Raw genomic sequence first — 13,821 nt, forward strand, 5'->3', positions numbered from 1 at the left:
TCATCATTCTCCTTGCCGGTGCGCTTGCCGCACGCGGTGTGTGGGCCGCTGGGGCCCGTGGTGTTAATGCAGGTGGCGCGTGGGGTTGTGGTGCACGGCTGCTTCATGCAGGCCGATACACGGTTGATCGCGCGCCGTTTTTTTCAGGCGCGGTTCAAAGGCGGGAAAGCGCGGCCAGGGCGGCGGGCGCAGGGGCGGGGGTGTGCATGGTGTCTCCGATCGTTGTCGTTGGTGTGCTGCTGTTTGCACCAACTATAGGCGTGCGTGCCTTTCAATTGGCTTTCAGTGCACTTGACGCTTCAACGATTGCCGGCGCGGGGAATACCAGGCGCACGCTCAGGCCATGCCCGCCATCGGTCTGGCCCAGCGCGATACTGGCACCGTGCAGGTTGGCGATATCGCGCACGATGGCCAGTCCGAGCCCGGTGCCGCCCGGATTGGCTTCGAGCGTCGCCTGGGCGCGGTAGAACGGCATGAACACTTTATCGACATCGCCCGCTGCGATGCCGGGCCCGCTGTCGCTGACGGCGAGCGTGACACCGTCGCCTTCGCGCCGGACCTGCAGCAGCACGCTGCCGCCAGCGGGCGTGTAGCGGATCGCATTGTCGACCAGGTTCGACACCATTTCATGCAGCAGCAGCGCCTGGCCCGGCACCGTGGTCTGATCGTCGGCATCGGCTTCGAGCGCCAGGTCGATCCCTTTCTGCACTGCCGGCAGCGCCAGTTCGAGCCCGACCTGGCGCGCCACCTCTGCCAGCGACACCGGCGTAGTGGCCGCAATGCCGCCGCCATGCTCGATGCGCGCGAGCGTCAGCAGGCGGTTGGCCAAGTGGATTGCCCCGTCGGTAGTGCCGGCAATCGAGCTGACAATCGAGCGCATCGCGGCCGGATCGTTTTCGCGCAGGGCCAGTTCGGCCTGCGTCTTGAGCACCGCCAGCGGGGTGCGCAGCTGGTGCGAGGCGTCGGCGATGAAGCGGCGCTGGCTGGCGATCAGGTCCTGCGTGCGCGCCATCGCGCCATTCATCGCCGCCACCAGCGGCCGCACTTCCTTGTGCACGAGCGCCGGGTCGATGTTCGACAGGTCGGACAGCGCGCGCGTCTCGACCTCGTTCTTCAGGAGCATCAGGGGCCGCAGCACCAGGCGCACGGCGAACCACACCATCGCCGCCACCGCCAGCACCAGCAAGGCCTGGCGCAGCAGGGTGCTGAGCAGGATATCGCGCGACAGGGCCTGGCGCGCGTCGAGCGTTTCGCCGACCTGGATCAGCGCGATGCCCCGCATCGAATCGTCGTAGACCGGCTGCAGCAGCGCCGCGATGCGTACGCGCTCGCCGTTGTAGGTGGCGTGATAGAACCGCACCAGCGCCGGATACAGGTCGGTGCGCGGCACGTTCTTCGGCACCGGCGGCAGGTCGTCGTAGCCCGACACGGTTTCGCCGTGCAGGCCTGTGACCTTGTAATAGATGCGGCCCAGCGTGTCGGTTTCAAAGCTGTCGAGCGCCACGTAGGGCACGTTGGCGACGACCTTGCCATCCTGGACCGAGACCCGCTCGGCCAGCGCGCGCGTGGACGACAGCAGCGAGCGGTCATAGGCGACATCGGCTGCTTCGAGGGCGTCGCGGTACAGCGAGACCGCATTGAGCGCGACCAGTAGCACCAGCGGCAGGATCAGCCAGCGCAGCAGCTGTCCGCGCAGGCTGCCCAGTGGCCGGCCGGCGGTGATCTGGAGCAGGGATGCGCGCAGGGTCATCGCGTGCGGCGGCTCAATCGGGCCGCTGCTGCATCAGGTAGCCGATGCCGCGCAGCGTGACGATCATCGCGCGGGCATCCGGAAACTTTTCGAGCTTCTTGCGGATGCGGTGGATATACAGCTCGATGGCGTCGAGGTTGACGTCGTCGGCCAGCGCGAACACTTCGTCGAACAGCTTTTCTTTCGACAGCGCGCGGCCCGGGCGCGCGATCAGCGCTTCGAGCACGGCGTGCTCGCGTGGCGTCAGCGCGAGCGCTTCGCCGCAGATGGTAAACATGCGCGACACGGTGTCGAAGCGCAGCCCGCCGCATTCGTGCACCAGCGCTTCGTTGCCGCTGCGGCGGCGCAGCAGCGCTTTGACGCGGGCTTCGAGTTCGGCCAGCTCGAACGGCTTGGGCAGATAGTCGTCGGCGCCCAGGTTCAGGCCCTGCACGCGGTCTTCGAGGCCACCGCGCGCAGTCAGGATCAGCACCGGCGTGCCGCCCCGCGCGCCGCCGCGCGCACGCAACCGGCGCAGCACGTCCAGGCCGTCCATTTTGGGCAGCGTCAGGTCCAGGATCACCAGGGCGTAGTCCTGGGTGTGCAGCAGCGCGTCGGCATCGGCGCCGGTGGCGGCGCATTCGACGGTGAGCTTGGCGTCGCGCAGGGCCTTGGACACCCAGTGGGACAGTTCGACATGGTCTTCAACGAGCAGGATTCTCATCGCGCCAGTGTAAACGCAAAGCGGCTTTCCCGAAAAGCGCCACTGAAAGCGAACTGAAAGGCTCGTGCCCCTATAGTCAGCCCACAAGCAGCGACCCAGCTGCAGCAGATCACCATAACAACGTCCGGAGACACATGAAACAATCGGCCCTCGCGCTTGCCGTCCTGGCAGCGCTGTCCCTTTCCGCACCCGTCCTCGCCCAGAGCAACGTCCAGGTCTATGGCCTGATCGACGCTGGCGCGGAATTCGTCAACCATGCCGGCGAAGACGGCGGCAACGCAGTGCGCGTCATCTCGGGCGGCAAGAACACGTCTCGCTGGGGCTTTCGCGGCAGCGAAGACCTGGGCGGCGGCCTGAAAGCCGTCTTCAACCTCGAAGGCGGCATCCTGCTCGATACGGGCGCCAGTGACGGCGCGATCTTCAAGCGCCAGGCCTACGTGGGACTGGAGAACGACCTGGGCCGGATCGTCATCGGCCGCTCGTTTACCACCGTGTACGAACTGGTGATCAAGTTCGATCCACTGGGCTTTGCACCGAACTATTCGTGGGCCACGGGCGGCAGCGCCACCCGGCCATCGCGCTACGGCATGACGACCCAGTTCGATAACCTGATCAAGTACACGGGGCGCACGGGCGGCTTCACCTACGGCGCCACGGTGGGCCTGGGCGAACGTTCGGGCAGCTCGCGCGAAGGCCGCAAGCTGGCGCTGGGCGGCTCGTGGTTCGGCGATGGCCTGGGCGTGATGGCCTCGTGGGAGCGGATCGACGGCACGCCCATCGAGGGCGTCGCCACGAATGCGCTCGACGAGACGACGGCGTATCACGTGGCGGTCGACTACCGCAGCGGCCCGTGGCGCTACACGGCCGGCAAGCGCGGCTACAAGATGGCGCAGGGCCGTACCAACCTGGCCGACCTGCGCGGCGACACCTACTGGGGCGGCATCACGCGCACGATCGACGCGGTCACGCTGACGGGCGCGGTGTATCACATCAACACGAAGAACCTGCCTGCCAATCTGGACGCCGACCCGACGATGTTCGTCGCGCGCGCCATGCTGGCGCTGTCCAAGCGCACGGACCTGTACCTGTCACTGGCGCATGCGAAGGCGGACAACGGCCAGTTGATTGGCCTGTCGCGCGACGATCCGGGCTTCGGGTCGACCCAGAGCGGCATCACCGCGGGCATGCAGCACCGCTTCTGATGCCACGCCTTACCGTGCGGCGGTATCATGGGCGCCATGAAAACCTCGCACGTCTTCCTGTTGACCATGCTGGCGCTCGGCGGCCTGCCGCACGCCGGCGCCGCCGAATGCCTGATCCCGTCGAAACCCGGCGGCGGCATGGACCTCACCTGCAAGCTGGCGCAAAAAGCGCTGCACGAGCAGCCGGGCGCGCCTGAACTCACGCTCAGCTACCTGCCCGGGGGCGTGGGCGCCGTGGCCTGGCACTCGGTCGTCTCGCAGCGCCGCAGCGAAGCCAACACGCTCGTCACGTTCTCGGGCGGCTCGGTCCTGAATCTCGCGCTGGGCAAATTCGGCAAGGCCGACGTCGACGATGTGCGCTGGGTCGCGGCCTTCGGCGCCGACTACGGCATGGTCGCCGTGCGCGCCGATTCCCCCTACAAGACACTGTCCGACCTGCTGGGCGCGATCAGGCGCAATCCGAAGCAGGTCTTGATCGGCATGTCCGGCACCGTTGGTAGCCAGGACTGGATCAAGATGGCGCTGCTCGCACGCATGGCTGGCGTGGACCCGCGCAAGCTGCGCTTTGTCGCCCTCGAAGGCGGTGGCGAACAATTCATCGCGATGGGGGCAGGGCACGTGCAGGCAGTGTCGGGGGACACGTCCGAAGCGCTGCTGGCAGCGAGAGCCGGCAATGTGCGCGTGCTGGCGGTGCTGTCCGAGCAGCGTTTGCCCGGCGCGCTGGCTGGCGTGCGCACGGCGCGTGAGCAGGGGTATGACGTGGTCTGGCCGGTGATCCGCGGCGTCTGGATGGGGCCCGACGTGCGCGAGGCGGATTACCGGCGCTGGGTGAAGGCGTTCGACGGCGTCGAGAACTCGCCCGCATTCGCGGAAATGCGGACGCAGGCCGGGTTGTATCCTTTTGCGCTGACGGGGGATGCGCTTACGCGGTATGTCAAGCAGTCGGTGGATACGTATCACCGGCAGGCGAGGCAGTTCAAGTTGTTGCGTGAGCCGTAGGTCGGCGCGTGGTGGGCAGATCCAAGGCGGCTTATTGGCTCGATCATTTCCGCATTCTTCTTCACGGGCCTGAAAATATTCTGGATGGAATTGAAAATACCCCGGCTCGGGCTGAAGGTTTATTATCAAATCCCTTCAGTTTGCGTCAGGCCATGAGAGTCTGCATTGAGCAAATCAGCAGGCGGTATTTCTGAGGGCATTATCTGCAAGGATTCCGATCTTGGTCCCGGCGAGACGGCAGTGGGAAATTTCTTCCTCAATTCAATGTGTATGGCATAAATATTGTCGATTAATCTGACATATCTAAATTTCAGTTCTGTTGAATTGTTTGCAAGCTGTTGATTTATATTATTTTTATTATATGGCTTGTTTATTGCTTAGGTTGATACGCCAATCAGGCAAGCAGGCTTATAACTAACTAGGGATAAAATGAATCAACTTGAATTGGGTAAAAAAACGATGTTCGGCGTTCGGCAACTGTTGGCTGGCTGCGCGTTGCTTTCTGCATTAATCGCAGCACCTGCGAGTCATGCAGCGCTGCTTGACTGGGCACTGGCTGGTCCTGGCACGAGCACTGTCTCGACGACCAATGAGACCACAGTGTTCGAATATAACGGTACCGGTCCGCTCGCTTATAGCGGCGGTGCATGGTCCGCAACAGCAACGGTGGCTGATGCAGGTGATTACACCTTCGATTGGACTTATTGGGGTGAACATGCGTTTTTTGCGACCCATGCATTTCTTACGGCATCTAATGGCTCGGCAGTAGAAACGCTACTCAATTTCAGCCCATTCGACGGCTTTTACATGGTCGGCAGCTACACATTTGAAAATGTTGAAGCAGGGGATGTCTTGCAGTTCCGCTTTGGCGGATCGAATTTCGACTCCAATCCCCTCTTGCTTGGCGTAGTATCGATCACCCAGCAATCTGAAGTGCCTGAACCGGCCTCAGTCTTGCTGCTTAGTCTCGGAGCACTGGGCATCGCAGCAACCCGCCGCAAGCGCATAACGCCATCATATCCTGTGCGCATCTGCTGATCAGGTACTGGCTGCGCGCATCGTTGATGCGGCAGCCTTTATAGCCAAAAACATGCATGTAACCGGCCACGCCAATATGTTGCTGGGAGCAATTGATGTGCAGGTCGCCGGTAGCAACGGGTGCTATCGGAAGGCATCACGTGATCCCCAAAAAGTTTATATCGCACTAACCGCGGGCAACTCCCTTCCCATGCCGTAGACTGCATCACACACATGCAACTAGGCAACGTCCATGACCGCCATCACCACGTTCTTCAGCCACCAGCCGATGTTTGCGCTGTTTTTCACCATCGCTGCAGGCTACCTGCTGGGGGCAGTCAGCGTGAAGGGCTTGTCGCTCGGCTCCGGCGCGGTGCTGTTCGTCGGCCTCGCGGTCGGCGCGGCCGTACCTGACCTCGTCTTGCCCGGCATGCTGGGCAACCTGGGGCTGCTCCTGTTCCTGTACGGCGTCGGCATTGCCTATGGCGCCCAGTTCTTCCGCGGCTTGACGACGCCTGACGGCATCAGGGCCAATCTGGCGGCGCTACTGGCCGTCTTCACGGCATTGGCCCTGGCTGTCGGCGTGGCATGGCTGTTCCCGGTCTTCGCCTTGCCCGAAGCATTGGGCGCTTTCGCCGGTGCCGGCACCAGCACGGCGGCGCTGCAAGCGGCGCTGGCCGTGTTCGGTACGTCGGCTGCGACCGGCTATTCGGTTGCGTACCCGGTCGGCGTTGCCGTGCCCATCCTGCTGCTCGGCCTGTACAACGCCGTGTTCAAGCCTGCAACCGCCGCGCCGGCATCGTCTGCGCTGCATCTGGAAGAAATCGACGTGGCTGAATTCTCCGTGCTGGGCATGACCCTGCTTGAAGCCGCAGCGCGCTTGCCCGATGGCGTGGCCATCGTCGCACTCCGCCGCGGCGAGCACAATCTGGTGGCCGACAACGCGATGCGCATCGAGTCGGGCGACCGCCTGCTTGTCGCAGGCAATGACCAGGCCGTGCTGCACGAGGTTGCCACGCGCTTCGGCCCGGCACATCCGGGCGTCATGCTGCATGACCGCAGCGACCTCGACTATGACCGCTTCTTCGTGTCCAGCGCCAGCATGGCCGGCATGTCATTGAGCGCGTTGGCGCTGCCAGCTGCACTCAATGCCCGCGTCCTGCACCTGCGGCGGGGAGATGCCGACCTGGTCCTGAGTCCTGGTCGCCTGCTCGAACTGGGCGACCGCATCGGTGTGCTCGCGCCGCGCAGCAGCTTTCCTGCGCTGCGCAAGCTGTTCGGCGACTCGGTGCGCAGCACGGGGGAGGTGAGCTATATCGGGATCGGCGTCGGCGTGACGCTGGGCTTGGCGTTTGGGGCGATCGTATGGCCGTTGCCGCTGATCGGGCAGTTTTCATTCGGGTTTGCGGGGCTGCTGCTGGTCGCACTGGTGCTCGGCTGGCGCCGCCGCAGCGGCATGTTCCAGTGGGCGATGCCAATCCCGGCCAACCTGGTCCTGCGTAACTTTGGCCTGACGCTGTTCCTGGCGGTCGTGGGCATCTCGTCGGGCGCGACGTTTGCCGCGGCGATCGCCAACGATGGTTTGCTGTACCTGCTGCTGGGCAGTGCGATCGCAGCCACGCTCGTCATCGTCACGATGGTCATTGCCCTGTTCGTGTTTCGCCTGCCGTTCGACAGCGTGGTCGGCATCGTGGCCGGCACCACGGGCAATCCCGCCATTCTCGCGTTTGCCAACCGGATCGCGCCGACGGACCGGCCCGATATCGGTTACGCGATGATTTTTCCGTCGATGACCGTGCTCAAGATCGTGCTGGTGCAAGTGATCGGCGTCGTGGGGCGGTGAACTTTTCACGTGTCCGCAATCCGCGCACCGTAAAATAGCGGTTTGATCGATCAAGCACGGACTATTTTATGGAACCAGCAGAGCAGCGTTATCTCGTCCGCCAGGACAAACGGTCGGACGACGGCAAGAAACCACCGGTCTTCGCCAAGGTCATGCGCAGCAAGGAAGGCAAGTTCGAAGGCGTCTCCTTCATCAAGAACAAGGAGAAGGCGACGATCATGACGATCGCGCAAGCGGACGAAGTCATCGCCTGGGCCAGCACCAAGAAAGAAAAAGCGGCCGAGTACGAGACCCGGATCATTTGCGTTGGCCAGTAGCCACCCTGTTCGGCCATCCGGACGCACCACAAGAAAACACCATGCACAGTGAACCACCCGTTTCCCAGCGCCTGCGCGCGCTGGTCCGCTCGATGCCGCGCACCGGCATCACCCTCAGTGAACTGATCCGCAGCGTCGGCAACGATGGCCTCCTGATCCTGGTGGCGCTGCTCACGCTGGTGTTCCTGATCCCGATTTCGATTCCCGGCGTGAGCACCGTCTTCGGCGCCGCGATCCTGTTGATCAGCGTGAGCCGCCTGAGCGGGCGCGAGCTGTGGATTCCGTCGAAGCTCGAACACCGCGTCATCGGCACGCGCAAGCTGCGCCCGCTGCTGCGCAAGGCGCTGTCGTGGCTCAAGAAACTCGAGCGTGTCAGCAAGCCCAACCGCATCCAGTGGCTGGTCGCTGCCGGTCCGGTCGCGTTCTTCAACAACGCGGCCCTGATCCTGGGCGCCGTGCTGCTGATGATGCCGTTCGGCCTGATCCCGTTCAGCAATACGTTCCCGGCCGTGGCCATCCTGTTCCTGGCCATTGGCTTGCTGCAGCGCGACGGCGTGTGCATCCTGCTGGGCCACATCAGCAATGTCGTGACGATCATCTATTTCGGCGTGCTGATTGGCGGCGGCGGCCTGGCCATGCGCGAAGTGTTCAACCGCTTGGTCGGCTGACGGCAGCGTTGCTTGTTGCAAGGCATCTCTTTCTGATAAGCTGGCCGTCAGCTGCCCGTGCGCCGTCTGCCGGCCCCGTGGCGCGAACCAATTACCCCGCGCCCCGGCCAGCCAGCCTGGTGGCGGCACCCGAGAACGCCGAACATGAGTAATGACATGCCTATGCTGGATGCGTCGACGATGGTGCTGGTGCTCGCGCTGGGCAACCTGACCCTGTGCGCGCTGCTCACGTTTTTCAATCACGGTCCCGTACGCGCCCCTGCGCTGACCTTCTGGGGCCTGTCGAAACAGATCCAGGGCGGCGCCTGGCTGCTGCTGGCGCTGGGCGACGCCGGCGTGGTGCCGGCCCCCATCTCGATTCCCGGCGGCTATGCGCTGCTGTTCGCCGGCGTCGCAGTCGAGGCGGGCGCTGCCTGGGAAGCGGCGCGCCGGCCCGGCTGGCGCAAGCCGACGCTGATCCTGGGTGGCGTGGCCATCCTCGTGTTCTTCCTGTGCTACTTTGTCGATGAAGAAGGCTTGCGCAGCGTGGCCGCATCGCTCCTGCTGGGTGCGTTCTACCTGTCCGGCGCGGTGGCGCTCGGCTGGCGCTGGCGTGATGCCAGCCTGTTGCAACGCTTCCTGGCGCTGGCCACAGGGGCGCTGGCGCTGGTGGTCGCGGCGCGCGGGCTGTCGGTGCTGCTGTTGCCACGTGGCTGGGGCTGGCTCTCGAATGACCTGCTGAGCCAATTCTCCAGTGGCGCCCTGTACCTGCTCTTGCTCGGCAATGCCTTCGGTGTGCTGCTGCTGACCCGCGAACGCCTGCAGGATACGCTTGAACGGCTCGAGACGATCGATCCGTTGACCGATGCGCCGAACCGGCGCGGTTTCTTCCAGCTGCTTGCGCCCTGGATTGCACTGGCGCGCCGGCCCGGCCTGCCGACTGCGCTGATTGTGTTCGACCTGGACGGCTTCAAGCGCGTCAATGACAGCTACGGGCATCCGGCCGGCGACGTGGTGCTGCACCAGATGGTCGCCTTGTGCCGGCGCCAGTTGCGTGACAGCGACCAGCTGGGCCGCGTCGTGGGCGTCGAATTCGCGGTCCTGCTGCCGCGTACCAGCCTCGATGAGGCCGTCATGGTGGCCGAGCGTATCCGGGTGGCCATCGACACGACGCCAGTCAAGAGCGAGCGGGCGATGATCAAGCTCACGGCCAGCTTCGGCGTGACGACGATCCGGCCCGAAGACAGCACGACCTCGCTGTTCCAGCGCGCCGACGAGGCCATGCAGCAAGCCAAGCAGGCCGGGCGCAATCGCGTGGCACCTGCCAGCGAAGCAGTCGCCGATATCTAGCGCACGGGCGCACGGGCGCACCTCGCAGCGCCATGTAATGCGCCCGTCACGGTGGCCGCTTATGCTCATGCGCCATGCCGCCCATCGATCACGAATCCCCCATCTATGCCGCTGTCGAGCTTGGCTCGGACAGTTTTCGTCTGCACATCGGCCGTTTCAATAATGGCGTGCTGGAGCTCGTCGCGACCATGTGCGAGAAGGTCGAGCTGTCGGCGTCGCTCGACGAAGACGGCATGCTTGACAGCGCCGCGCTGCGGGGTGCGCTGGCCTGCCTGGCGCAATTCCGGGGTGCACTGGATGCCTGGCGGCCGCATGCGGTGCGCGTCGTGGCCACGGCCGCCCTGCGCATGGCGCGCAATGCCTCCCTGTTCCTGTTGGCAGCGGGGCGCGCGCTCGGTCACCCGGTCGACATCATCGCGGGCGATGAAGCCGGGCGCCTGGTCTACCTGGGCGTGGCGAATACCCTGGGCGCGGCCGACTGTGCACCACGGCTCGTGCTCGACATCGGCGGCGTGTCGACCGAGCTGGTGATCGGGGAGGGCGCGGCGATCCGGCGCATCGAATCGTTCGCACTCGGCGCGGTGCGCCAGAGCCTGACGTTTTTTGCAAACGGGCGGATCGACGCGGCCGGCTTTGACGCCGCCGTGCGCTCGAGCCGCAGCCGCTTCGCCGAAGCGGGGTTCGGGGCGCGCGGCTGGGACATGGCGTATGGGGCGTGCGCCACGGTGCGCGCGCTGGCCGGCCACGCGCACCGGGGCGGGAATATGGGTACGCCGCTGACGCAGGGCGATCTTGCTCTTCTGCGCGACGCCTTCATTGTCACCCGCGAGGGGGCGCATCTGGCCGGCGGGCTGGCGCTGTTGTGCGGCTTGATGGAAGAACTCGAGATCGCGGCGGTCACACCGGTGACCGCCGGGCTGCGTGTCGGCGCGCTGTGGGACATGCACCAGCGCGCCGGGGCGGTCGGCGGGACGCTAGCGGATACCCTGGGTATCGTTTGACGGTTCCAGCGCCACCGGGGTCAGCACCAGCGGCGCTGCCGGTGTGCTGTCGCGCAGCCAGCCGAACAGGATCGCCATCATCAGCGGGCCGACGAACAGGCCAATGACGCCCAGCGTCGACACGCCGCCCAGCAGGCCGAACAGCACCGCCAGGAACGGCAGGTTCACGCGCTTGCCGATCAGTTTCGGGCGGATGAATTTATCGACCAGGAACAGCTCGACCGCGCCCCAGGTGAACAGGCCGAGTGCCTCGGCCGAATTGCCCTGACCAAACAGCAGCAGCGAGACCATCGTGAACGACAGCGGCGCGCCGCCCGGGATCAGGGCCAGGTAGCCGGTGATCACGCCCAGCAGCACCGGAGCCGGCGCGCCGGCGATCCAGTAGGCCACGCCCAGCACGATGCCTTCCAGGATCGCGATCGAGCCCAGGCCCAGCGCCGTGCCGCGCACCGACAGCGGCAGCACGCGGCGCAGCTTGGCGTACTGGACGGGCGCCAGACGCTGGCCGGCACCGTCGATGTAATGCATCACGGCCGCGCCGTGCAGGTACAGCACGAACAGCGTCAACAGTGTCAGGAACAGGTACAGCGCATTGGCCAGGATGGTCGAGCCCCAGACGCGCGCCGTGTCGGTCAGGTGTGGCATGAAGTCGCCCAGGGTCGTGCGTACGAGGGCGTTCAGGCCACCCGGCACGGCCAGGTGTTCGAGCCACCAGGTGACGGCCGGTTCGGCCACCAGTGGCAGGCCGGTCAGCCAGGCCGGCACCGGCACGCCGGTCTGGTTGAAGCTGATGAGCAGGCGCTGCAGGCTGGCCAGTTCGCTGCTGAGTGTATGGAACAGCAGGACGGACGGGCCCACGAAGCTGACGATCAGCAGAATGAGCATGAAGGCGGCGCTGGCCAGTGGCGGCCAGCCGCGGCGCAGCATGCGCTGGTGCAGCGGCCACGTGATCACGGCCAGCAGGCCGGCCCACGCGATCGAGCCGAGGAAATGCTGGAGCAGCAGGGCCAGCGCGGCGGCAAACAGCACCGGCAGGATCCATTGAGTCTTGGTGCGCATACTGGCCTGGGTCGGGTTCATAAATTACTGGGGTGCGCAGGGGCCCGCGAGACGCAGCCCGCGGCGCCGACAAGTTTACAGCAGAGTCGTCGCCTTGGCAGGATAATTCAGGTTCATTTCCTGCAAAAGAGGAGTTTGTCGAAGCTTTACTTCGGAAAAACAGAAACTTCGCTCTATGACGCCTGTATTGTCGCGCGGATTGGCGTCGGCTGCTGGCATTTGGCTGCTACCCGCCGTGCATTCCCGTCCGACAGCATACTGGCAAATCGTTTATATTGTTTGCCCTCTCAACGACGGAGCGGCTTATGCCCCGCACACCTGCTGCCAAATCAGCATCCCGCGCCGCACCTGCGGCCGCAAGCACTGCCAAACCCGCCAAGTCCGCGAAGGCCGTCACCAAACCCGCCAAGCCTGTCGCGCCGACCCGGCCCGCCGCGAAGACCAGTGTGAAGGCGGTGGTCAAGTCGGCAGCAAAGGCGCTGGCCAGCAGTCCGGCAAGAAAGCCGGCCGCGCCGCGCACCACGGCCAGGCCGCCGGTCGTCCCGATCGTGGAGCGCACGCCTGCCCGCGAAGCACGCCCGGCGCTCGTGCGCGACAGCTTCACGATGCCGGAAGGGGAGTATGCGGTACTGCTGGAAGTAAAGCAGGCCTGTCTGCGCGCAGGCATCGACGTCAAGAAAAGCGAATTGCTGCGCATTGGTGTGGCCCTGCTGGGTCAGCTCGATGTCGCGACCTTGCAAGGCGTGCTGGCGGCGCTGCCGCAGCTCAAGACCGGGCGGCCACCGGCACCGGAGTGACGGCAAGGCCCTCGCGCGCCGTCAGTGCAGCGCCGAGTCGTTGGTCAATTCCTTGAGTTCGCGGATCGGAATGTTCGACTTTTCGTGCATGCGCAGCAGGATCGTCGCGCCGACATTGAGCTTGCGGTGGCGGATCTTGCTGATGATCGGGGGCTGCACTTCCAGCACCCGGCACAGCTCCGCGTCATTTTTCAGTTGCATGCGCTCGATCAGCGTGTCGAGCAGCTTGTTGGGCACGAAGCTCGACGGCTCCAGCTCGCGCGCTCGTTGCATCGCGTCGAGCAATTCCTGTTTTTTCTGTCGTACGGTCATGTCGGTTCTCCCTGATGTAAACATGATTCAGGACAGAGCGCTGGTTCTGGATATTCCCCACCTGTTTTGACGGCGATATGTGGCGGGTCGTTGCGATATTACTACGATTGCATCACGCACGCGTTTGCACATTTAACTAATTTCGCTGTAAGCGAGCGTTTCTTCTTGGAACTTACGCTAATTTCAGGCCGGAATGGGTCAGCAGCAGGACCTTGTCGGCCATGGCGGCTGCGGCGTGGGAGTGGGTGACCATGATGGCGCCGGCGCCGTGCGCGCGCGTTTCGTCACGCAGCAGTTGCAGGATGCTGCCGGCAGTCTCGGGATCGAGGTTGCCAGTTGGTTCATCGGCCAGCAGCAGGGCCGGACGATGCACCAGCGCGCGCGCAATCGCCACGCGCTGCATTTCGCCGCCGGAAAGCTGGCGCGGGAAGTCGCCGCCGCGCCCGTGCAGGCCGACTGCATCGAGCATCACGTCGGCGCGCTCGAGCGGCGCCTTGTTCAGCAGCAGCGGCAGCGCGACGTTCTGACGCAGTGTCAGGTGCGGCAGCACGTGGAAGGCCTGGAAGATGAAGCCCATGCGGGTACGGCGCAACCGGGTGGCGGCGTCGTCGTCCAAATTCGAGATCGGCGTGCCGTCGATGATCACGCGCCCGCCGTCGGGCGTATCGAGGCCCGCGATCAGGTTCAGCAGCGTCGACTTGCCGACGCCCGATTCGCCCATGATCGCGACGAATTCGCCCGCCTTGAACACGTGCGAGAGTTCGGCCAGCACGGTGCGGCCGCCATACGATTTGGTGAGCTGGTCGAGTTCGAGCATCGGGTAA

The 13,821-nt window shown here is 64.8% G+C and carries 14 protein-coding genes; 9 read left to right on the forward strand and 5 right to left on the reverse strand.

Features of this window, described 5'->3' with window-relative positions; translation table 11 throughout:
• Window positions 1-271 precede the first annotated feature (271 nt).
• Window positions 272-1,750, reverse strand: coding sequence for a sensor histidine kinase (locus AC56LY_RS05250; RefSeq protein WP_499577146.1), 1,479 nt, complete (start codon window positions 1,748-1,750; stop codon window positions 272-274).
• A gap of 13 nt (window positions 1,751-1,763) precedes the next feature.
• A complete protein-coding gene (locus tag AC56LY_RS05255; protein WP_332529995.1) occupies window positions 1,764-2,453 on the reverse strand; it encodes a response regulator in 690 nt (229 codons plus the stop codon).
• Window positions 2,454-2,587: 134 nt separating this feature from the next.
• Between AC56LY_RS05255 and AC56LY_RS05260 the strand changes: the two genes are divergently transcribed.
• The 8 genes from AC56LY_RS05260 to AC56LY_RS05295 all read left to right on the forward strand — a co-directional run bounded on the left by AC56LY_RS05260 (window position 2,588) and on the right by AC56LY_RS05295 (window position 10,829).
• Complete coding sequence (locus AC56LY_RS05260) at window positions 2,588-3,655, forward strand: porin (protein ID WP_499577147.1); 1,068 nt, start codon at window positions 2,588-2,590, stop codon at window positions 3,653-3,655.
• Between the two features lie 27 nt (window positions 3,656-3,682).
• A complete protein-coding gene (locus AC56LY_RS05265; RefSeq protein WP_499577149.1) occupies window positions 3,683-4,654 on the forward strand; it encodes a tripartite tricarboxylate transporter substrate binding protein in 972 nt (323 codons plus the stop codon).
• A 429-nt stretch (window positions 4,655-5,083) separates the two neighbouring features.
• Window positions 5,084-5,692, forward strand: coding sequence for a PEP-CTERM sorting domain-containing protein (locus tag AC56LY_RS05270; RefSeq protein ID WP_499577152.1), 609 nt, complete (start codon window positions 5,084-5,086; stop codon window positions 5,690-5,692).
• Between the two features lie 232 nt (window positions 5,693-5,924).
• Entirely contained in the window at window positions 5,925-7,514 is a 1,590-nt protein-coding gene (locus tag AC56LY_RS05275) for an aspartate-alanine antiporter-like transporter (protein ID WP_499577155.1), read from the forward strand.
• Between the two features lie 68 nt (window positions 7,515-7,582).
• Window positions 7,583-7,831, forward strand: a complete 249-nt coding sequence (locus AC56LY_RS05280) for a hypothetical protein (protein ID WP_499577158.1) — start codon at window positions 7,583-7,585, stop codon at window positions 7,829-7,831.
• Between the two features lie 41 nt (window positions 7,832-7,872).
• Window positions 7,873-8,499 (forward strand): exopolysaccharide biosynthesis protein, encoded by a 627-nt coding sequence (locus tag AC56LY_RS05285; protein ID WP_499577161.1) that lies wholly within the window; start codon window positions 7,873-7,875, stop codon window positions 8,497-8,499.
• A 156-nt stretch (window positions 8,500-8,655) separates the two neighbouring features.
• On the forward strand, window positions 8,656-9,828 hold the full coding sequence (locus AC56LY_RS05290) for a GGDEF domain-containing protein (RefSeq protein ID WP_499577163.1): 1,173 nt from the start codon (window positions 8,656-8,658) through the stop codon (window positions 9,826-9,828).
• Window positions 9,829-9,902: 74 nt separating this feature from the next.
• Window positions 9,903-10,829, forward strand: coding sequence for a Ppx/GppA phosphatase family protein (locus AC56LY_RS05295; protein ID WP_499577165.1), 927 nt, complete (start codon window positions 9,903-9,905; stop codon window positions 10,827-10,829).
• Here the strand turns inward: AC56LY_RS05295 and AC56LY_RS05300 are convergent.
• Window positions 10,803-11,888 (reverse strand): AI-2E family transporter, encoded by a 1,086-nt coding sequence (locus AC56LY_RS05300; RefSeq protein ID WP_499577167.1) that lies wholly within the window; start codon window positions 11,886-11,888, stop codon window positions 10,803-10,805. The genes AC56LY_RS05295 and AC56LY_RS05300 overlap by 27 nt on opposite strands.
• A 305-nt stretch (window positions 11,889-12,193) precedes the next feature.
• Here AC56LY_RS05300 and AC56LY_RS05305 point away from each other — a divergent pair, with 305 nt between their 5' ends.
• Window positions 12,194-12,685 (forward strand): hypothetical protein, encoded by a 492-nt coding sequence (locus AC56LY_RS05305; RefSeq protein ID WP_499577169.1) that lies wholly within the window; start codon window positions 12,194-12,196, stop codon window positions 12,683-12,685.
• Window positions 12,686-12,706: 21 nt separating this feature from the next.
• Here the strand turns inward: AC56LY_RS05305 and AC56LY_RS05310 are convergent, their stop codons facing one another.
• A complete protein-coding gene (locus AC56LY_RS05310; protein ID WP_499577171.1) occupies window positions 12,707-12,997 on the reverse strand; it encodes a hypothetical protein in 291 nt (96 codons plus the stop codon).
• A 172-nt stretch (window positions 12,998-13,169) separates the two neighbouring features.
• Window positions 13,170-13,814: an ABC transporter ATP-binding protein gene (locus tag AC56LY_RS05315; protein ID WP_499577172.1), complete on the reverse strand. Its 645-nt coding sequence runs from the start codon at window positions 13,812-13,814 to the stop codon at window positions 13,170-13,172.
• Window positions 13,815-13,821: the final 7 nt, after the last annotated feature.

It is taken from the genome of Telluria sp. ZT3P25, assembly GCF_059685895.1.